This window comes from Nocardioides marmoribigeumensis (assembly GCF_031458325.1).
Lineage (GTDB): Bacteria > Actinomycetota > Actinomycetes > Propionibacteriales > Nocardioidaceae > Marmoricola_A > Marmoricola_A marmoribigeumensis.
The window spans coordinates 595,519-614,370 of sequence record NZ_JAVDYG010000001.1 but is presented as its reverse complement, the minus strand read 5'-3'; the positions used below and the strand labels follow the sequence as shown (position 1 = coordinate 614,370).

The window sequence follows — 18,852 nt, the reverse complement described above, 5'->3', positions numbered from 1 at the left end:
CGGCAGCCAGGGGTCGTGAGGAGTGGTGGGCGATACTGGGTTTGAACCAGTGACCTCTTCCGTGTCAAGGAAGCGCGCTACCGCTGCGCCAATCGCCCTTGTTGTGTTGTGTCGAGGTGGAGACGGGATTTGAACCCGTGTAGACGGATTTGCAGTCCGTTGCCTCGCCTCTCGGCCACTCCACCAAGGAGGAGCTCGCTGGTGTGGCGACCCTTCTCCGAGCGGACGACGAGGCTCGAACTCGCGACCTCAACCTTGGCAAGGTTGCGCTCTACCAACTGAGCTACGTCCGCTTGCGACTCCACCGGACGAGCCGGTGACGTGCGAGCAGAACTGTAGCCGACGTCCTGGGAGTGTCCAATTTCGGGGGCTCCTCGGCGCGGCCCCACGGGGGCGTCGCGGACGGGCTAGCGTGACGCGGGTGGCAGACCAGCAGCAGCCGACGGTGTGGGTCGACGGGCGGGTGCTCGACGACCCCCGGGAGCCCGTGATCCGGGTCGACGACCACGGCTTCACGGTGGGTGACGGGGTGTTCGAGGCCGTGAAGGTCGTGGACGGCGTGCCGTTCGCCCTCACGCGCCACCTGCGGCGTCTGGAGCGCTCCGCTGCCGGGCTGGGCCTGCCGCCGGTCGACGAGGACGCCGTACGCCGGGGGGTGGCCGAGGTGCTCGAGCGCCGGCATCTGCCGTTCGGCCGTCTGCGCATCACCGTGACCGCCGGGCCGGCGCCGATGGGCTCCGGTCGCGGCGACGCCAGCCCCACGCTCGTCGTCGCAGCCGTGGAGGCGCAGCAGCGGACGGGCCGGGCATCGGTCGTGACGGTGCCGTGGCCCCGCAACGAACGTGGCGCGGTCGCCGGGCTCAAGACCACGTCGTACGCCGAGAACGTCGTCGCGCTGGCCTACGCCGCCGAGCGCGGGGCCGAGGAGGCGGTCTTCGGCAACCTGGCCGGCCACCTGTGCGAGGGGACCGGCTCCAACGTCTTCTACGTCGTCGACGGTGAGCTGCGCACGCCGACCCTGGCCTCCGGGTGCCTGGCGGGCATCACGCGCGAGCTGCTGGTCGAGTGGTGCGGCGCCCGTGAGGTCGACGAGCCGCTCGTGGTGCTCTCCCGCGCGGAGGAGGTGTTCCTGGCCTCCACCACCCGCGACGTCCAGCCCGTCGCCCGCTGCGACGACCGCGAGTGGGACGACGTCGGCCCGGTCACCCGGGCCGCGGCCGAGACCTGGCGCGCGCGTGAGGCCGAGCACCCCGATCCGTGAGGGCACGAAAAGCGCCGAGGCCGGTCCAGCTCCGTTGCTGGACCGGCCTCGGCGTTGCCGGAGAGGCGGGGTTCCGCCGCGACGACCAGGTCCTCCCAAACCGCGGTCGTCCCGAGGGAACCAGACTCAGGCAGCCTCGCCCAGGATGGCGGAGATCGCGCCGTCCACGTCGAGGTAGGCCGACTCGGCGCCGGGGGCGACCGAGGAGGTCATCTTCTCCACGAACGAGGTGAGCTCCGAGGCGCGGGCCTGCACCAGGGCCTCGCCGTCGGGCGAGCAGAGCTCGATGATCACCACGGAGTGGGCGTCGCCGTCGAGGCAGGGCCACACGTGGACGTCGCCGTCACCGGTCGGCTCGTAGAGCCCGCCGATGAGCAGGTCGCGACCGAAGGTCCACTGGACGCGGCCGGCGACCGTGACGAAGGTGGCGGACACCGCGAACGGGTCGGCCGGGTCGTAGGCGAACTCGGTCTCCAGCGGGGTGGCAGCACCCGTGCTGTCGATCAGCTCGAGGGTCATGACCGTCGTGACCAGCTGTGCGGCGGTGTTCTTGGCGGTGACGTTGAAGTCCATCTCGGTTGCCTCTCCCTTGGCAGTGACGTCAAGGAGACGGCCTCCCAGAGCCTCCATGACGCGGGTTCTCGGACTTTTTCGGGACTTTGTTCCCGGGCCCTCGATCTCCCTGGCACCAGAGTGCCTCGGACCAAGGGTCCCGTAAACACGAAAGACGAAAGTCCCGAGCAAATGGCCCAGATGGACTAGAGACGGGTGATCCGCGGGCGCACTCGGATTGTCCACCCGGGCGGCGACAAGGCCGGAGAAACGGACAAAACAAACATAAAGGACCTTGGTCCTCCTGTCCACCCGCGACCGGGGTGGAGGGGTCCCAGGACCCCTCCGGGACCGTTCCAGGACGTCGCCCGGCGCCGCAGACGGCCGCCCGGGCGGGGGAGACCCGTGGTCGGCGACGCCGATCGGGTGGGCTATCGTGTCCCCGCACCCGGGCGATTGGCGCAGTGGTAGCGCGCTTCGTTCACACCGAAGAGGTCACTGGTTCGAACCCAGTATCGCCCACCCCGACTGCACCCCTCCGGGCCGTTTGGCTCGCGGCGATCTGGTGAACCACCAGACATGACCGACTTCCCGGACCCCGACCACCGCCGTCCCGCCGGCGTCACCGACGCCACCGTCGAGGCGCTGGGCAAGCTCTCCGCCGCCGTCGACCACGTCGAGGACGCCCGCGGCCACCTCTACGCCTTCCACCGCCTGTGCGGCAGCGCCGAGACCACGATGGAGGAGGCGACCCGGCTCATCCGCGAGGCCGGCCACCACGACCTCGCCGACGCGCTCGACGCGACGGTCCTCGGGCGCAACCCGCTGCCGGGGATGTGGTCCTTCCAGATGGTGGAGGCCTACGACGACGGCTACTACGCCGACGTCAAGGGCCTCCACCAGCGGGCCCTGGACGACCTGGTCGAGGGCAAGCGGCACGTGTTCGAGGCCGAGATGAAGGCGCTGCGGCGCACCCAGGGCCGCGAGGGTCACGAGGCGACGCCCGAGGACGCGCACGGGGGATGACGGCTGGCCGGGGCCCCCGACCCGGCCGATACGATCGAGGCGCCCAGCCCCCGACGTACAGGAGCAACCCGGTGTCCGAGACCAAGGTGACCGTCATCGACGCAGGCGAGCGAGCCGAGCGCGCGGTCACCACGGGCACCAAGGCGTGGGAGCTGTTCGCCGAGGAGCCGAGCATCATCGCTGCCCGCGTCGGTGGCGACCTCAAGGACCTCGCCTACGAGCTCGGCGACGGCGACGAGGTCGAGGGCGTCGCGATCGACAGCAAGGACGGGCACGACATCCTGCGCCACTCCTGCGCGCACGTGATGGCCCAGGCCGTCCAGGAGCTCTACCCCGAGGCCAAGCTGGGCATCGGGCCGCCGATCGAGAACGGCTTCTACTACGACTTCGACGTCCCGACCCCGTTCGTGCCCGAGGACCTCGACAAGATCGAGACCCGGATGCGCAAGATCATCAAGGAGGGCCAGCGGTTCTCCCGTCGCGTGGTGAGCGACGACGACGCGCGCGAGGAGCTGGCCGACGAGCCCTACAAGCTCGAGCTGATCGGGCTCAAGGGTGGGGTCTCGACAGGCTCGACCGACAGCATCGCCGAGGGCGCGTCGGCCGAGGTGGGCGCCGGCGAGCTGACCATCTACGACAACCACCGCCGCAACGGTGACCTGGCGTGGAAGGACCTGTGCCGCGGTCCCCACCTGCCCACCACCAAGCGCATCCCGGCCTTCAAGCTGATGCGCAGCGCGGCGGCGTACTGGCGCGGCGACGAGAAGAACAAGCAGCTGCAGCGCATCTACGGCACCGCGTGGGAGTCCAAGGAGGCGCTGGAGGAGCACCTGCACCGCATCGAGGAGGCCGAGCGGCGCGACCACCGCAAGCTCGGCCGCGAGCTCGACCTCTTCTCGTTCCCCGACGAGCTCGGCTCGGGCCTCGCGGTCTTCCACCCCAAGGGCGGCGTGCTCAAGCGGGTGATGGAGGACTACGTCCGCCGGCGCCACATCGAGGAGGGCTTCTCCTACGTCGGCACCCCGCACATCACCAAGGAGGGCCTCTTCTACACCTCGGGCCACCTGCCCTACTACGCCGACACCATGTTCCCGCCGATGGACTTCGAGGGCGCGAAGTACATGGTCAAGCCGATGAACTGCCCGATGCACAACCTGATCTACCGCTCGCGGCAGCGCTCCTACCGCGAGCTCCCGCTGCGGCTGTTCGAGTTCGGCTCGGTCTACCGCTACGAGAAGTCGGGCGTGATCCACGGCCTCACCCGTGTGCGGGGGATGACCCAGGACGACTCGCACTCCTACGTCACCAAGGAGCAGGCACCCGCCGAGATCAAGCACCTGCTCGACTTCGTGCTCGGCCTGCTGCGCGACTTCGGGCTCGACGACTTCTACCTCGAGCTCTCGACCCGCGACGACTCCAAGCCCGACAAGTTCGTCGGCTCCGACGAGGACTGGGCCGAGGCGACCCAGGTGCTCCAGGACGTCGCCGACGAGTCCGGCCTCGAGCTGGTCGCCGACCCGGGCGGCGCGGCGTTCTACGGCCCCAAGATCTCGGTCCAGGCGCGCGACGCGATCGGTCGCACCTGGCAGATGTCGACCATCCAGTACGACTTCAACCAGCCCAAGGGCTTCGGGCTGGAGTACGCCGGCCCCGACGGCTCGCCGCACGAGCCGGTGATGATCCACTCGGCCAAGTTCGGGTCGCTGGAGCGGTTCTACGGCGTCCTGGTCGAGCACTACGCCGGCGCCTTCCCGCCCTGGCTGGCCCCCGTGCAGGTCGCCGGCATCCCCGTCGCGGAGCGTCACCTCGACTTCCTCGACGAGGTGGCGACCAGGATGCGTGCGCGGGGGATCCGCGTCGAGGTCGACTACTCCGACGAGCGGATGCAGAAGAAGATCCGCAACGCCCAGCTGCAGAAGGTCCCCTACATGCTGCTGGTCGGCGACCGCGACCTCGAGGCGGGCACCGTCTCGTTCCGCTTCCGCGACGGAGAGCAGGCCAACGGCCTCTCGGTGGACGAGGCGATCGAGCAGGTCGTGAAGGCGGTCGAGGACAAGGCCCAGGTGTAACGAGGTGGGAGACGATGAGGTGGGTGCCGTCCACCAGTACGGCGCAGGGGAGAGGGATGCTCTCGAGCGATTGTGGACTCCTCACCGGATGGCCTACATCTCGGGGGAGAACAAGCCCGCCGACGGCAGCGAGGGGCAGTGCCCCTTCTGCCGGATCCCCACCCTCGGCGACGAGGAGGGGCTGGTCGTGCACCGCGGCGAGCACACCTTCGCCGTGCTCAACCTCTACCCCTACTCCTCGGGCCACCTGATGGTCTGCCCCTACCGCCACGTCGCGGACTACACCGACCTCACCGACGAGGAGACCGCGGAGCTCGCCGCGTTCACCAAGCAGGCGATGCGGGTGATCCGCGCGGTCAGCGGCGCCCACGGGTTCAACCTCGGCATGAACCAGGGGCACGTCGCCGGCGCGGGGATCGCCGCCCACCTGCACCAGCACGTCGTGCCCCGCTGGGGCGGCGACGCCAACTTCATGCCGATCATCGGGCGCACCAAGACGCTGCCCCAGCTGCTCACCGAGACCCGTGCCCTGCTCGCCGAGGCGTGGCCGACCGTCTGAGGGGGAGCGCGGCCGCTAGCCTGGCCCCACCATGTTCGAACGTTTCCGGGCCTTCTGGGGCGGGGTCTTCACACCCATCGCCCGCCTCCTCCTCAAGCTGGGCGTCAGCCCCGACGCGGTCACCCTGGTGGGCACCCTCGGGGTCTGCGCCGGCGCGTTGGTCTTCTTCCCCCAGGGCCTCCTGCTGGTCGGCGTCCTGGTGATCACCGCCTTCGTCTTCTCCGACATCGTCGACGGCAACATGGCGCGCCTGTCGGGGCGGGTCTCGCCCTTCGGGGCCTTCCTGGACTCCACGCTCGACCGCATCGCCGACGCCGCGGTGTTCGCCGGCCTGGCGATGTACTACGTCGGTCCCGGCGACAACGAGTGGCTCGTCGCGTTGTGCCTCTACGACCTCGTGATGGGGTCGGTCACCTCCTACGCCCGGGCTCGCGCGGAGTCGCTGGGCATGGAGGCCAAGGTCGGCATCGCCGAGCGCGCGACCCGCCTGGTCTCGATCCTCGTGGTCACCGGCCTGGCCGACATCGCCAACCTCCTGGGCGCCGGCGAGGACGCGCTCTGGGCGATCCCGGTCACCCTCGGTGCCCTCGCCGTGGCCAGCACGATCACCGTCTTCCAGCGCGTGCTGACCGTCCGCGACCAGTCGCGCGCCCTCGAGACCACGCGTCCCGTCGCGTGAGACCGGCGTGAGCCTGCGCGACCGGGCCGTCGCCTCGGCGTACGTCGGTGCCTGGCGCGGGGTCGGCCGGCTGCCGGAGGCGCGGGCCCGCTCGCTGTTCGCCCGGATCGGCGGGCGCACCTACCGGCGCAACGGACGCGGGGTGCAGCAGCTGCGCGCCAACTACGCCCGCCTGCGGCCCGAGCTCGACGCCGCCGACCTCGAGGACCTCGTCCACGACGGGGTGCAGTCCTACCTGCGCTACTGGTGCGAGGCGTTCCGCCTCTCGACCTGGCCCCTCGACGACCTCGTCGCGCGCACCCGCACCGCCGGTGAGGAACGACTCCGCACGCCGTACGCCGAGGGGCGCGGTGTCGTCGCCGCCCTGCCCCACCAGGCCAACTGGGACTGGGCCGGGGCCTGGGCCTGCGCGACCGGCATGCCGCTGATGACCGTCGCCGAGCGCCTCGAGCCCGTCCGGGTGTACGACGAGTTCGTGCGGTTCCGCTCCTCCCTCGGCATGCAGATCCTCCCGCTCACCGGGGGAGAGCCGCCGATGACGGCGCTGGGGGACTGGGCCGGCGCGGGCGGGTTCGTGTGCCTGCTGGCCGACCGCGACCTGAGCCGCACGGCGGTCGACGTCGAGCTGGCGGGACAGCCAGCCAGGATGCCGCCGGGGCCGGCCCTCCTGGCGCAGCGCACGGGCGCCGACCTGGTGCCGGTGACCCTGGCCTACCGCGAGGACGACCTCGAGATCACCTTCCACGAGCCGGTCGATCCCGGGACCGGCGAGGACGGCGTGGCCGCGGCGACCCGTGCCGTGGCCGCGGCGTTCTCCCGCGGCCTGGTCGCCGACACCGCCGACTGGCACATGATGCAGCGGGTCTTCCCCTGATGCGCGTCGGGCTGGTGTGCCCCTACTCCCTCGACGCGCGCGGGGGAGTGCAGGCCCAGGTGCTCGGGCTGGCCGGGTCGCTGCGCCGGCTGGGCCACCACGTCGGGGTGCTCGCGCCCGGCCGGCCCAACACGGGCCAGCACCCCGAGTGGGTCACCACGACCGGGCAGGACCTCCCGGTGCGCTGGAACGGCTCGGTCGCGCGGCTCGACCTGGGTCCCCAGACCGCCCGACGCACCAGGGCCTGGCTGGGCGACGGCCGGTTCGACGTGCTCCACCTGCACGAGCCGGTCACGCCGAGCGTGACGTGGCACGCGCTCGGTGCCGGGTCGCTGCCGCTGGTCGCCACGGTCCACACCGCCCAGGAGCGGGCGCTGGCGATGCGGGCCGGCGCGGCCACCGTCGCCCGCCGCAGTCGCCGGATCGACGCGCACATCGCGGTCTCCCGGGTCGCGGCCGACACGCTCGCGCGCTACAGCGACGCCCCGGTCGAGGTGATCCCCAATGCGCTCGACCTGGAGCGGTTCGCGGGGGAGCGCAGTCCCTCGGCGACCCCGACCGTGCTGTTCCTGGGGCGCGCCGACGAGCCCCGCAAGGGTCTGGCCGTCGCGCTGCGCGCGATGAGCGCCGTCGTGCCGGCCCACCCGACCGCCCGTCTGGTCGTCGCGGGCCCTGGCCACGTCGAGGGCGCCGCGGACCATGTGGACGTCATCGGCCCGGTGAGCGAGGCGGAGAAGGCCCGCCTGCTGCTGTCCGCCGACGTGGTCCTCGCCCCGCACCTCGGGGGCGAGAGCTTCGGCATCGTCGTCGCCGAGGCGATGGCCGCCGGCGCCCCGGTCGTCGCCTCCGACCTGCCGGCGTTCCGGGCGCTGCTCGGTGACGGGCGGCACGGGCTCCTCGTGCCCCCCGGTCGGTCCGCCGACCTGGCGGCGGCGGTGACCGGGCTGCTCGCGGACCCGGCCCGCCGTACCTCCCTGGGACGGAGCGGTCGCGCCGCCGCCCGCCGCCTGGACTGGAGCGTGGTGACCCCGCGCATCGTGGAGGTCTACCGGCGGACGCTGAGCCCGCGCTGACCGGGCCGCCGGTGGCTCAGCCGACCACGACCGTGGCGGTGTGGACCGTCGGGTCGCCGGTCGCCGTGAACGACAGCTGGTAGCGCGCCTTGGGGTACCGCGTGGTTCGCACGTTGAGCTGGTAGTACGCACCCTGGGCGGACGTCATAGAGGTGAAGGTCCCCGAGGGGGCCGTGCCCGGGGCCGGTGACGGCGAGAACCCCGTGACGGTGAGGGTGGTCCCCGGAGCGGACACGTTCGTTCCGGTGGCGTCCACCAGCTGCACCTTGACCGGCACCGTCGACCCGGCCCGGTTCGACTTGGACGCGTCGTAGCGCAGCCTCGTGCCGTAGCCGACCTGCTGGCTCAGCGGGCCGGACGCGCTGCTCGCGGACGCGTCGTCGCCGGAGTACGTCGCCGCGATCGTGCGCGTGCCCACCGCGGAGTACGTCGTCTCGCAGGTCGCGGTGCCCGTCGTGCCGACGGCGACGGCGCCGCAACCGTCGATCGAGGTCCCGCCGTCGGTGAAGTCCACCGTGCCTCCACCGGGCTCCGGGCTCACCGTCGCGGTGTAGGTGACCTGCTGGCCGACGAGCGACGGGTTGGCCGACGAGGTGACCGTGACCGAGGTCGCCTGCTGGGTGGGCTGGGTCGTGACGGTCAGGACGTGGGTGGCGCCGTCGAACGAGAAGGTGACCGCGGAGCCCGTGGTCGGCACGTGGAACAGGATGTTCGAGCCGTTGGGTGCGCCGCCGGCGCCGTAGTTCACGTCCCACGTCTCGCCGAGGGCCGCCTTCACCTCGTAGTCGCCGGCCGGGAGGGCGGTGGTGGTGAACGTGGAGGTGCCGTCGCCGTCCGGGTCCTCCAGCCAGGAGCGCAGGCAGTCCGGGGCCCAGTCGCCCGGGCAGCCGAGCTCGGACTGGAAGCTGCCCGCCGCGGTGACGACGGTCGTGCCCGTCGAGTCCGTCACCCAGTGCGTCGTGTCGTCGTAGTAGAGCTTCACCGAGGCACCGCCGGGCGGGACGGTGAGGGGGATGACGTCGCCTCCTTGGACGGCGTGGAGGCCGTAGTTGACGTCCCACGTGCCGTTGAGCGCGGCCTTGTACTCATAGCTGCCCTCGGGGAGCCACAGGACGGTCGACCACACGTCGTCGTCCGTCCCGCGCACCAGCTGCACCTGGCTGCAGCCGGGGTCCCAGTCGCCGGCGCAGCCGACCTCGCTGCCGAAGCTGCCCGGGACCGACACCGTCGTGGGCTGGGCCTGGGCCGCCGGCGCGGACGGCAGGAGGAGGGTGCCGAGGGAGACCACGGTGGCGAGCAGTGCAGCGTGGAGCCTGGATCTCATGGCGGGTCCCTCCGGACGTTCCTGGACCGACAGCGCCATGGTGGGGGCGGCGCGGACGAGCGACCAGTACCGGAGGTCCTGCGGAGAGTCCGCGGATTTCGGTCCCGCGGGCCCCGGAAGTAGACTGGGAGGCGGTCTCGTGACCGTCCCCGACCCCCGATCCGATCGAAGAGTGACCTTGTGACTGACCAGACCAGCACCCCCGACGCCACCACCGAGAGCGCTCCCCAGCGGGGCACCGAGGGCGTCAAGCGCGGCATGGCCGAGATGCTCAAGGGCGGCGTGATCATGGACGTGGTCACCCCCGAGCAGGCCAAGATCGCCGAGGACGCCGGTGCCGTCGCCGTCATGGCCCTCGAGCGCGTGCCCGCCGACATCCGTGCGCAGGGCGGCGTCTCCCGGATGAGCGACCCCGACATGATCGACGGCATCATCGAGACCGTCTCGATCCCGGTGATGGCCAAGGCCCGCATCGGCCACTTCGCCGAGGCGCAGGTGCTGCAGAGCCTGGGCGTCGACTACATCGACGAGTCCGAGGTCCTCACCCCGGCCGACTACGCCAACCACATCGACAAGTGGCAGTTCACCGTGCCGTTCGTGTGCGGGGCGACCAACCTGGGCGAGGCGCTGCGCCGCATCACCGAGGGCGCGGCGATGATCCGCTCCAAGGGCGAGGCCGGCACGGGCGACGTCTCCAACGCCGTCACCCACATGCGCACGATCCGCCGCGAGCTCCGCCGCCTGCAGAACCTCGAGCCCGACGAGCTGTTCGTGGCCGCCAAGGAGCTCCAGGCGCCCTACTCCCTGGTCAAGGAGGTCGCCGAGGCCGGCAAGCTCCCCGTCGTGCTGTTCACCGCCGGCGGCATCGCCACCCCGGCCGACGCCGCGATGATGATGCAGCTCGGCGCCGAGGGCGTGTTCGTGGGCTCCGGCATCTTCAAGTCCGGCAACCCCCAGCAGCGCGCCGAGGCGATCGTCAAGGCCACGACCTTCTACGACGACCCCGACGTCGTCGCCAAGGTCTCCCGTGGTCTCGGCGAGGCGATGGTCGGCATCAACGTCGACGACATCCCGCAGCCCCACCGGCTCGCCGAGCGCGGCTGGTGAGCCGGGTCTCACCCACAGACTGACAGAGCGGCCCCTCCTCCCGGCGCGGGAGGAGGGGCCGTTCGCTGTCGCCGATGACTGCTGACATGCGCGTATGTCGAACTGACGCAGTCGCAAGCGCGCCCCGCACCGACCACGACCTCGCCGGCTGCCGACCGCCGGGCTCCCCCAGGAGGCGATGGCCGGGATCCGCCTCCTGCCGCCCTGGGCGCTGGCGCGATGGATCCGCTCGCAGGCCGTCGGGCACCTGGGCAGACCGGGCTCGCTGGACATCCTGGCCGCCTTCCGCGACGCCCGCCGCGCTCGTCTGGCCGGTGCCACCGGCGCACGGGCCGTCCGCGACCCGATCGATGCGCAGTGCCAGGTCTCGGACCACGACTGGGTGTTCGCCCAGTCCTACCTGAACGACCACCACGGACTGCGGGACTTCCTCGGGACGTGCTCTCCCGGGCTCGTCGCTCGTGCGGTCGGCGTCGAGGGGCTGGTGCGGAGCAGCCATGGGCGCCTTCGTCTCGTCCGTGACGACGCCACCACGATCACGTGGCTCGACGTCGCAGCCGATCGGGAGGTGCGGACGCTCAACCTCGGGACGGCCGCCACCCTCCAGCCCGGCGAGCACGTCATCGGCAGGCGCGTGGCGAGTGCCGGTGAGTGGTTGTTCGACGCCGCACCGCTGGCCGTCCCCGAGCAGGTCGCGTGCGCGGTGGCCGAGGACCCGTCCGGCTGGGTCTCGGCGCTCGGCGAGCGCGGCGACCAGCCGGTGGGCCGATCTGGCTCGCCCCCGACGACCCGGTGCGCGACTCCTGGCCCGTCGTCGCGGCGGCCCTGCAGCATCCCGGCGTCTTCGAGGTCCTCACCCCTCGCCTCGACCGCACCTTCGACCCTCTCGAGGTCGCAGCGACGGGACGGCGCCTGGGCGGGGTGGCTCGGGTGCTGTCGTGGGCCGCCGCGTTCTCGATGCTCCAGCGCCCCTGAGGGCGACCCCTCGGTGCGGCTGGTGGTGGTCTGGCTCCTAGGCTTGCCCGGTGTCCCGCACCCGTCCCCGCATCGGTGTCCTCGCCCTCCAGGGCGACGTACGCGAGCACCTCGCGATGCTCGTGCGTGGCGGGGCCGACGCGGTCGCCGTACGCCGTCCACGTGAGCTCGCCGAGGTCGACGGCCTGGTGCTGCCGGGCGGCGAGTCGACCACGATGGTCAAGCTCGCGCGGACCTTCGAGCTGCTCGAGCCGCTGCGCGAGCGTGCCCGGGACGGCCTGCCGATGTTCGGCACGTGCGCCGGGATGATCCTGCTCGCCGACCGGATCGAGGGCGGCGTCGAGGGCCAGGAGACGATCGGCGGCCTCGACGTCGTCGTGCGCCGCAACGCGTTCGGCCGCCAGGTCGACTCGTTCGAGGCCGACCTCGACCTGCACGCCGAGGTGGAGGAGGCCGGGGCCGCGGCGGAGACCTCGCTGGACGGGCCGTTCCACGCGGTGTTCATCCGCGCCCCGTGGGTGGAGCAGGTGGGGGAGGGCGTCGAGGTGCTCGGCACCGTGGCCACGGGCCCCGCCTCCGGCCGGGTCGTCGCGGTGCGCCAGGGCGCCCTCATGGCCACCTCGTTCCACCCCGAGATCACCGGCGACGGTCGCGTGCACGCGTTCTTCGTGCGCCTGGCGGGTGCGGCGCGCTGAGTCGCCTCGCATAGGATCGCCTGCATGTCCGGTCACTCCAAGTGGGCCACCACCAAGCACAAGAAGGCGGTCATCGATGCCCGCCGCGGCAAGCTGTTCGCCAAGCTGATCAAGAACATCGAGGTCGCGGCCCGCATGGGCGGCGGTGACCCGACGGGCAACCCGACGCTCTACGACGCGATCCAGAAGGCCAAGAAGTCCTCGGTCCCCAACGACAACATCGACCGGGCGGTCAAGCGTGGCTCGGGCGCCGAGGCGGGTGGCGCGGACTACCAGACGATCATGTACGAGGGCTACGGTCCGGGCGGTGTCGCGCTGCTGATCGAGTGCCTCACCGACAACCGCAACCGCGCCGCGATGGAGGTCCGCACCGCGACCTCCCGCAACGGCGGCACCCTCGCCGACCCGGGCTCGGTGGCCTACCTCTTCACGCGCAAGGGCGTCGTCGTGCTGCCCAAGGAGCAGGGCGACCGAGCGATCGGGGAGGACGACGTCCTCGAGGCGACCCTCGAGGCGGGGGCCGAGGAGGTCAACGACCTCGGCGACGCCTTCGAGGTGCTCAGCGAGGCCACCGACCTGCTCGCCGTGCGCTCGGCGGTCCAGGAGGCCGGCCTGGACTACGACTCCGCCGAGGCCCAGTGGGTCCCGTCGATGGAGGTGCAGGTCGACGCCGACGGCGCCGCCAAGGTGATGCGCCTGGTCGAGGCGCTGGAGGACCTCGACGACGTCCAGAACGTCTTCGGCAACTTCGACATCCCCGACGACGTGCTCGAGGCGCTCGACGCCTGAGGCGGCCCGGCGCGTCTGCCCCGGCTCCGGGGTGGCCTCGGCTAGCGTCGTACGAACACATGTTCGGACGACGTTGAGGAGAGCCGCATGCGGGTGCTCGGGATCGACCCCGGTCTGACGCGCTGCGGCCTGGGGGTCGTGGACGGCTCGCCCGGTCGACCGCTCACCCTGGTCGACGTCGGCGTCGCCCGCACCTCGCCCGACCTCGAGGTCGCCCAGCGCCTGCACCTGGTCGACGTCGAGATCGGCGCCTGGATCGACCGTCACGCCCCCGACGTGGTCGCGGTGGAGCGGGTCTTCAGCCAGCACAACGTCCGCACCGTCATGGGCACGGCCCAGGTGAGCGGCCTGGCGATGGTCGCCGCGGCGCGACGCGGGATCCCGGTCGCGCTGCACACCCCCAGCGAGGTCAAGGCCGCGGTCACCGGCAGCGGCCGGGCCGACAAGGCCCAGGTGGGGGCCATGGTCACGCGCCTCCTGCGCCTGGCCGAGGCACCGCGGCCCGCCGATGCGGCGGACGCGCTCGCCCTGGCCATCTGCCACGTCTGGCGAGGCGGCGCCCAGCGCCGCATCGCCACCGCCCTCCAGCAGTCGAGCGTCACCCGAGGAGCCGCCCGATGATCGCCTTCGTCCGTGGACGCGTGGCCCAGGTCGGGCTGACCTCCGTCGTCGTCGACCTGGGCGGGGTGGGCCTGGAGCTCAACTGCACCCCCGGCACCATCGCCACACTGCGGCTCGGCGGCGAGGCCACCCTGCCGACCAGCATGGTCGTGCGCGAGGACTCGCTGACCCTGTTCGGGTTCCTCGACGAGGACGAGCGCACGCTCTTCGAGCTGCTGCAGACCGCCTCGGGGGTCGGGCCCAAGCTCGCCCAGGCGATGCTCGCGGTCCTCCCGCCCGACGACCTGCGCCGGGCGGTCACCACCGAGGACGTCCGGGCGTTGACGCGGGTGCCCGGCATCGGCCAGAAGGGCGCCCAGCGCATCATCCTCGAGCTCAAGGACCGCGTCGGCTCCCCGACGGGCGGGGGCGCGCTCGCCACGGCCACGCCCACGCCGGCCGAGCCCGCCTGGCGCGGCCAGGTCCGGGAGGGCCTGGTCGGTCTCGGTTGGTCGGTCAAGGAGGCCGACCGCGCCGTGGAGACCGTCGCCGACGACGCCGGCCCCAGCCCGGACGTCGCCGCCCTCCTGCGGGCGGCCCTGCGCACCCTGAGCCGGTCGTGAGGCACCGGTGAACCACGACCCCGGCGATCTCGGCGACCCAGGCGACCTCGGCGACCTCGGCGACCTGGACCAGCTCAGCGCCGCCGAGCTCTCCTACCTCGAGAGCCGTGCCCTGGTGGACGCCGAGGCGGTGGGTGACGAGCGCGCCGTCGAGGCCGCGCTGCGTCCCCGCACCCTCGACGAGCTGGTCGGGCAGGAGCGCGTGCGCGAGCAGCTCTCACTGATGCTGCACGCGGCGCGACGCCGGGGGAGGACCCCGGACCACGTGCTCCTCAGCGGGCCGCCCGGACTGGGCAAGACGACGCTGGCGATGATCATCGCCGCCGAGATGACCGTGCCGCTGCGCCTCACCAGCGGCCCGGCGATCACTCACGCCGGCGACCTGGCAGCGATCCTGTCCGGCCTCAACGAGGGCGACGTCCTCTTCGTCGACGAGATCCACCGGATGGCGCGCCCGGCGGAGGAGATGCTCTACATGGCGATGGAGGACTTCCGGGTCGACGTCGTGGTCGGCAAGGGCCCCGGCGCCACCGCCATCCCCCTCGAGCTGCCTCCTTTCACCCTGGTCGGCGCGACCACCCGGGCCGGCCTGCTGCCGGGCCCGCTGCGCGACCGGTTCGGCTTCACCGCCCACCTGGAGTTCTACGAGCCCGTCGAGCTCGAGCGCATCATCCGGCGCAGCGCCGGGCTGCTCGAGGCACCGGTCGACGACGAGGGCTGTGCCGAGATCGCCTCGCGCAGCCGCGGCACGCCGCGCATCGCCAACCGTCTGCTGCGCCGGGTGCGCGACTACGCCCAGGTCCGCGCCGACGGCACCGGCACCCGCGCGGTGGCCCGGGCCGCCCTCGACCTCTACGAGGTCGACCGCTCGGGGCTCGACCGGCTCGACCGGGCCGTGCTCGACGCCCTGTGCCGCCGGTTCGGGGGAGGCCCGGTCGGGCTGTCCACCCTCGCCGTGGCCGTGGGGGAGGAGCGGGAGACCGTCGAGGAGGTCGCCGAGCCCTTCCTGGTGCGGTCGGGCTTCCTGGCGCGCACGCCGCGGGGACGGGTCGCCACGCGCGCCGCCTGGACCCACCTCGGGCTGGCCCCTCCCCAGGAGCCGCAGATGAGCCTCGACCTCGAGGGCTAGACTCTGCCACTGGCGCGACGAGGGGGGCTCCTTCGTCATGCCCTCCCGCACGCTCGGGCGTGCACGTCGACCCTGGAAGGACACCCTCGTGGGCGGAGCTGAGCTCCTCTGGTTGGTCCTGTTGGCCGTTGCTTTCTGGCTCCTCCTCATCCGGCCGCAGCGCAAGCGGCAGATGGAGATGCTGAACACCCAGCGCGCGGTGGGTGTCGGCGACGAGGTGATGACCAACGCCGGCTTCTTCGGTCGGGTCACTGCCGAGGTCGACGACCCGGCGGCGGGTGACTGTCTCATGCTGGAGCTGGCGCCCGGGACCGAGGTCAAGGTCGCCCGCGGCGCGGTCCTCAAGGTCGTGACCGCACCCATCGACAGCGACCCCGAGGTCGCCCACGAGGTCGAGCCCGACCCCGTGCCGGACCCCGGGACCGACACCCCCGACGACCCCCACCGGAGCAACTGATGGCTGCGAAGCGCTCGCGTCCGGGCCGCACCCTCGTCCTGTTCGTCCTGGCGATCGTCGTGATGTACGTCGGCCTGGCGCTCAACGGCGTCTGGAAGCCCAAGCTGGGGCTGGACCTGCAGGGTGGCACCCGGATCACCCTGACCGCCTCGACCGCGACGGGTGAGCAGATCACCCCCGAGAAGATGAAGGAGGCCGCCGAGATCATCGACAGCCGGGTCAACGCCTCCGGTGTCTCGGAGTCCGAGGTCACCGTGCAGGGCAACGACCAGATCGTGGTCGAGATCCCCGGCAAGGAGCGCAAGGACCTGGTCAACACGGTCAAGCAGCAGGCCCAGCTGCGCTTCCGGCTCGTGGCCGCCAGCGCGCCGGGCACCCCCCAGGCCCAGCCCTCGCCGTCCCCGAGCGGCTCGCCGAGCAGCAACCCGACCAGCAAGCCGAGCGGGTCGCCCGGCGCGGCGCCGTCCTCGTCCCCCGAGCCGAAGGCCTCCGCGGGCTCGTCCTCCAGCCCCGCCGGTCGCGCGGCCGCGCTCGCGCCCACCCCCTCGCCCAAGCCCAAGCCCAAGCCCCAGGGCTCGGCCAAGCCCTCGGCCACGCCGCAGGCCCAGCCGACCAGCCCCGCCGCGCAGCCCTCGGCCGCGCCGGTCCCGACCGACACGAGCTCGGTCGAGGAGCAGCTGGCCTGGATGCGCAACCCCGACCCGGTCAACCTGGCCAAATTCCAGAACTTCACCTGCGATGCCGAGGCCACCGTCAACGACGACCCGTCCAAGCCGCTGCTCGCCTGCGACAAGGACGGCAACAAGTACCTCCTCTCCCCGGCGATCATCGAGGGCACCCAGCTCGACAGCGCCGACTACGGCGTGCCGCAGAACGAGGCGAAGTACGTCGTCACGCTGGACTTCAACGGCAAGGCCACCAAGACCTTCGCCGACGTGACCCGGTCCATGGCCGGCACCAACGAGCTCTTCGCGATCGTGCTCGACGGCAAGGTCCTCTCCGCTCCGCGCGTGATCTCCCCGATCGCCGACGGCCGGCCGCAGATCACCGGTGACTTCAACCAGACAGAGGCCCGGTCGCTGGCCAACTCGCTGAAGTACGGCGCGCTGCCGCTGAAGTTCGAGGTGCCGCTGGAGACCGTCGAGGGCCCGACCCTGGCCGCCGACCAGCTCGACGCGGGCCTGCTCGCGGGCGGGGTCGGAATGCTCCTGGTGATCGTCTACTGCATGCTCTACTACCGCGCGCTCGGCGTCGTGGTGGTCGCCTCGTTGGGCATCGCCGCCGCGATCACCTACGCCGCGGTCATCTTCCTCAGCGAGAACGCCGGGTTCACCCTGACGCTGCCCGGCATCGCCGGCCTCATCGTCGCGGTCGGCATCACCGCCGACTCGTTCATCGTCTACTTCGAACGCCTGCGCGACGAGCTCCGCGAGGGCAAGACCCTGCGGGTCGCGGTCGAGGCGGCGTGGGTCCGCGCCCGGGCCACCTGTGTGGCCGCTGACGCGGTCTCGCTGCTGGCCGCGGTCGTGCTCTACGTCTTCGCGATCGGCGTGGTGAAGGGCTTCGCGTTCGCGCTGGGCATCAGCACGGTCATCGACCTGATCGTGTTCTTCTGGTTCACCAAGCCGATGGTCACCTGGTTGGCCCGGTTCAAGATGTTCCGCACCGGCTCCAGCTGGTCCGGGCTGTCCCCCGAGCACGTCGGTCGCAAGCCGGCCCCGATCCCCACGGCCGCCGCTGGAGGTGCCCGATGAGCAAGCTCTCCCGCTTCGGCCACGACCTGTACGACGGCACGATCTCGATCGACTTCGTCGGTCGCAAGCTGCTGTGGTACTCCATCTCGGCCGTCATCGTGCTGGTCTCGGTCGCCGGTCTCCTCCTCCCCAAGCTCAACATGGGCATCGAGTTCGAGGGCGGCGTGGAGTACCGCGTCGCGATGGGCCAGGGCAACGCCACCCCGGGCGCGGTGACCGACATCCGCGAGGCGGTCGCCGGCGCCGGCGTCGACGCCGCGAAGGCGCCGATCGTCAACACCTCGGGCAGCGACAACATCCGCATCCAGACCGAGCCGCTGACCACCGACGAGGCCGACAAGGTCTCGGAGATCATCCAGAAGACCGCCGGCGTCCGCGCCGACGACATCAGCCAGGACGTGATCGGGCCCTCGTGGGGCCGGGCCGTCGCCAACCGGGCGCTGCTCGGCCTCGGGGTGTTCGTCGGCCTGGTGATCCTGATGATCTGGGGCTACTTCCGCGAGTGGAAGATGTCGGTGGCCGCGATCGTCGCGCTGGCGCACGACCTGGTGATCACCGTCGGGGTCTATGCCTGGTCGCGGTTCGAGGTCACCCCGGCGACCGTCACCGGCTTCCTCACCATCCTCGGCTTCTCCCTCTACGACACCGTCGTCGTGTTCGACAAGGTGCGGGAGAACGTCGCGTCCGGCAAGCGCATGCACCGGACCTACGCCGAGTCCGCCAACCTCGCGGTCAACCAGACCCTGGTCCGGTCGATCAACACCTCGGTCGTGGCGCTGCTGCCGGTCGGCGCCCTGCTCTACGTCGGCGCGGTCTACCTCGGCTCCGGCGCCCTCAAGGACCTCGCCCTGGCGCTGTTCGTCGGCATGGCCGCCGGTGCCTACTCCTCGATCTTCATCGCCACCCCGCTGCTCGTGCAGCTCAAGGAGCGCGAGCCGGGGGTCAGGGCGGGCGACGCCCGTGCGCGCAAGCACCGCAGCCGACGCGAGGTCGACCGCTACGCCTCGGTGCCGGCGTACTCCGACGACATGCCGGTCTACGACGAGCCGGCCGCCTCGCGCGGGCGCGCCGTCGCCGACGACGATCTCCACGACGTCGACGACGAGCCGCGCAACGGCGGCCGCCCCGTCACGGGTGCTGCGCCCGGTCGCTTCTCGGCGGGGGAGCGGTCCACCGACAAGCGCTCGATCCCGCTCGGCGACACCTCGGCGGCCCGGCGCCCGCAGCCCACGCGCAAGCCACGCTCGCAGCGCGGCAAGAAGTGAGCGACGCGGTGGTCACGCCCGTGCCCCCGCACGAGCTCTCG

At 72.0% G+C, this 18,852-nt stretch carries 19 protein-coding genes and 4 tRNA genes; 18 read left to right on the top strand and 5 right to left on the bottom strand.

From position 1 onward, the window contains the following. Positions 1-23 precede the first annotated feature (23 nt). From J2S63_RS03030 to J2S63_RS03020, 3 genes are all read right to left on the bottom strand, one after another. Positions 24-98, bottom strand: a tRNA-Val gene (locus J2S63_RS03030). A 16-nt stretch (positions 99-114) separates the two neighbouring features. After that, positions 115-185 (bottom strand) — tRNA-Cys (locus tag J2S63_RS03025). Positions 186-220: 35 nt separating this feature from the next. Next, positions 221-293, bottom strand: a tRNA-Gly gene (locus J2S63_RS03020). 128 nt (positions 294-421) lie between these two features. Here J2S63_RS03020 and J2S63_RS03015 point away from each other — a divergent pair. Next, positions 422-1,261, top strand: a complete 840-nt coding sequence (locus tag J2S63_RS03015) for an aminotransferase class IV (RefSeq protein ID WP_310298428.1) — start codon at positions 422-424, stop codon at positions 1,259-1,261. 126 nt (positions 1,262-1,387) lie between these two features. On the opposite strand, the gene J2S63_RS03010 is transcribed toward J2S63_RS03015, so the two are convergent. Further along, positions 1,388-1,834: an SsgA family sporulation/cell division regulator gene (locus J2S63_RS03010; RefSeq protein ID WP_310298425.1), complete on the bottom strand. Its 447-nt coding sequence runs from the start codon at positions 1,832-1,834 to the stop codon at positions 1,388-1,390. A 429-nt stretch (positions 1,835-2,263) separates the two neighbouring features. Between J2S63_RS03010 and J2S63_RS03005 the strand changes: the two genes are divergently transcribed. The 7 genes from J2S63_RS03005 (at position 2,264) to J2S63_RS02975 (ending at position 8,093) form a co-directional block, all read left to right on the top strand. Beyond that, positions 2,264-2,335, top strand: a tRNA-Val gene (locus J2S63_RS03005). 57 nt (positions 2,336-2,392) lie between these two features. Next, positions 2,393-2,839 carry a hypothetical protein gene (locus tag J2S63_RS03000; RefSeq protein ID WP_310298422.1) on the top strand — a complete coding sequence of 149 codons (447 nt, stop codon included), beginning with the start codon at positions 2,393-2,395 and terminating at the stop codon, positions 2,837-2,839. Positions 2,840-2,910: 71 nt separating this feature from the next. Then, positions 2,911-4,908, top strand: a complete 1,998-nt coding sequence (thrS, locus tag J2S63_RS02995; protein WP_374725100.1) for a threonine--tRNA ligase — start codon at positions 2,911-2,913, stop codon at positions 4,906-4,908. Between the two features lie 88 nt (positions 4,909-4,996). After that, positions 4,997-5,467: an HIT family protein gene (locus tag J2S63_RS02990; RefSeq protein WP_310298420.1), complete on the top strand. Its 471-nt coding sequence runs from the start codon at positions 4,997-4,999 to the stop codon at positions 5,465-5,467. 31 nt (positions 5,468-5,498) lie between these two features. Next, a complete protein-coding gene (pgsA, locus tag J2S63_RS02985; protein ID WP_310298417.1) occupies positions 5,499-6,146 on the top strand; it encodes a phosphatidylinositol phosphate synthase in 648 nt (215 codons plus the stop codon). Between the two features lie 7 nt (positions 6,147-6,153). Continuing rightward, positions 6,154-7,020: a phosphatidylinositol mannoside acyltransferase gene (locus J2S63_RS02980; RefSeq protein WP_310298415.1), complete on the top strand. Its 867-nt coding sequence runs from the start codon at positions 6,154-6,156 to the stop codon at positions 7,018-7,020. Further along, positions 7,020-8,093, top strand: coding sequence for a glycosyltransferase family 4 protein (locus J2S63_RS02975; protein WP_310298412.1), 1,074 nt, complete (start codon positions 7,020-7,022; stop codon positions 8,091-8,093). The genes J2S63_RS02980 and J2S63_RS02975 overlap by 1 nt, the downstream gene beginning before the upstream one ends. A gap of 16 nt (positions 8,094-8,109) precedes the next feature. Here the strand turns inward: J2S63_RS02975 and J2S63_RS02970 are convergent, their stop codons facing one another. Then, a complete protein-coding gene (locus J2S63_RS02970; protein WP_310298408.1) occupies positions 8,110-9,417 on the bottom strand; it encodes a pullulanase X25 domain-containing protein in 1,308 nt (435 codons plus the stop codon). A gap of 180 nt (positions 9,418-9,597) precedes the next feature. Here J2S63_RS02970 and pdxS point away from each other — a divergent pair, with 180 nt between their 5' ends. The 10 genes from pdxS (at position 9,598) to secF (ending at position 18,811) form a co-directional block, all read left to right on the top strand. Continuing rightward, a complete protein-coding gene (pdxS, locus tag J2S63_RS02965; RefSeq protein WP_310298404.1) occupies positions 9,598-10,524 on the top strand; it encodes a pyridoxal 5'-phosphate synthase lyase subunit PdxS in 927 nt (308 codons plus the stop codon). A 696-nt stretch (positions 10,525-11,220) separates the two neighbouring features. After that, on the top strand, positions 11,221-11,499 hold the full coding sequence (locus J2S63_RS02960) for a hypothetical protein (RefSeq protein ID WP_310298401.1): 279 nt from the start codon (positions 11,221-11,223) through the stop codon (positions 11,497-11,499). A 50-nt stretch (positions 11,500-11,549) separates the two neighbouring features. Beyond that, positions 11,550-12,194, top strand: a complete 645-nt coding sequence (gene pdxT, locus J2S63_RS02955) for a pyridoxal 5'-phosphate synthase glutaminase subunit PdxT (protein ID WP_310298398.1) — start codon at positions 11,550-11,552, stop codon at positions 12,192-12,194. Between the two features lie 24 nt (positions 12,195-12,218). Next, positions 12,219-12,983 (top strand): YebC/PmpR family DNA-binding transcriptional regulator, encoded by a 765-nt coding sequence (locus tag J2S63_RS02950; RefSeq protein WP_310298395.1) that lies wholly within the window; start codon positions 12,219-12,221, stop codon positions 12,981-12,983. Between the two features lie 87 nt (positions 12,984-13,070). Beyond that, positions 13,071-13,604: a crossover junction endodeoxyribonuclease RuvC gene (gene ruvC, locus J2S63_RS02945; RefSeq protein WP_310298392.1), complete on the top strand. Its 534-nt coding sequence runs from the start codon at positions 13,071-13,073 to the stop codon at positions 13,602-13,604. Continuing rightward, positions 13,601-14,206, top strand: a complete 606-nt coding sequence (gene ruvA, locus J2S63_RS02940; RefSeq protein WP_310298389.1) for a Holliday junction branch migration protein RuvA — start codon at positions 13,601-13,603, stop codon at positions 14,204-14,206. The genes ruvC and ruvA overlap by 4 nt, the downstream gene beginning before the upstream one ends. A gap of 112 nt (positions 14,207-14,318) precedes the next feature. After that, complete coding sequence (ruvB, locus tag J2S63_RS02935; RefSeq protein ID WP_310306568.1) at positions 14,319-15,335, top strand: Holliday junction branch migration DNA helicase RuvB; 1,017 nt, start codon at positions 14,319-14,321, stop codon at positions 15,333-15,335. A gap of 88 nt (positions 15,336-15,423) precedes the next feature. After that, the gene (gene yajC, locus J2S63_RS02930) at positions 15,424-15,792 is read left to right on the top strand and encodes a preprotein translocase subunit YajC (protein ID WP_310298386.1); all 369 of its coding nucleotides are present in this window, start codon (positions 15,424-15,426) and stop codon (positions 15,790-15,792) included. Continuing rightward, positions 15,792-17,546: a protein translocase subunit SecD gene (secD, locus tag J2S63_RS02925; protein WP_310298383.1), complete on the top strand. Its 1,755-nt coding sequence runs from the start codon at positions 15,792-15,794 to the stop codon at positions 17,544-17,546. Before yajC ends, secD begins: the two co-directional genes overlap by 1 nt. After that, complete coding sequence (secF, locus tag J2S63_RS02920) at positions 17,543-18,811, top strand: protein translocase subunit SecF (RefSeq protein WP_310298381.1); 1,269 nt, start codon at positions 17,543-17,545, stop codon at positions 18,809-18,811. The genes secD and secF overlap by 4 nt, the downstream gene beginning before the upstream one ends. Positions 18,812-18,852: the final 41 nt, after the last annotated feature.

Excerpts from the sequence above, each read along its gene's own strand:
- J2S63_RS03010 (WP_310298425.1), bottom strand. The coding sequence starts at position 1,834 with ATGGACTTCAACGTCACCGCCAAGAACACCGCCGCACAGCTGGTCACG.
- ruvA (WP_310298389.1), top strand. The coding sequence starts at position 13,601 with ATGATCGCCTTCGTCCGTGGACGCGTGGCCCAGGTCGGGCTGACCTCC.
- secD (WP_310298383.1), top strand. The coding sequence starts at position 15,792 with ATGGCTGCGAAGCGCTCGCGTCCGGGCCGCACCCTCGTCCTGTTCGTC.
- ruvC (WP_310298392.1), top strand. The coding sequence starts at position 13,071 with ATGCGGGTGCTCGGGATCGACCCCGGTCTGACGCGCTGCGGCCTGGGG.
- J2S63_RS02970 (WP_310298408.1), bottom strand. The coding sequence starts at position 9,417 with ATGAGATCCAGGCTCCACGCTGCACTGCTCGCCACCGTGGTCTCCCTC.
- J2S63_RS02950 (WP_310298395.1), top strand. The coding sequence starts at position 12,219 with ATGTCCGGTCACTCCAAGTGGGCCACCACCAAGCACAAGAAGGCGGTC.
- pgsA (WP_310298417.1), top strand. The coding sequence starts at position 5,499 with ATGTTCGAACGTTTCCGGGCCTTCTGGGGCGGGGTCTTCACACCCATC.
- J2S63_RS02990 (WP_310298420.1), top strand. The coding sequence starts at position 4,997 with ATGGCCTACATCTCGGGGGAGAACAAGCCCGCCGACGGCAGCGAGGGG.
- J2S63_RS02975 (WP_310298412.1), top strand. The coding sequence starts at position 7,020 with ATGCGCGTCGGGCTGGTGTGCCCCTACTCCCTCGACGCGCGCGGGGGA.
- secF (WP_310298381.1), top strand. The coding sequence starts at position 17,543 with ATGAGCAAGCTCTCCCGCTTCGGCCACGACCTGTACGACGGCACGATC.
- J2S63_RS03000 (WP_310298422.1), top strand. The coding sequence starts at position 2,393 with ATGACCGACTTCCCGGACCCCGACCACCGCCGTCCCGCCGGCGTCACC.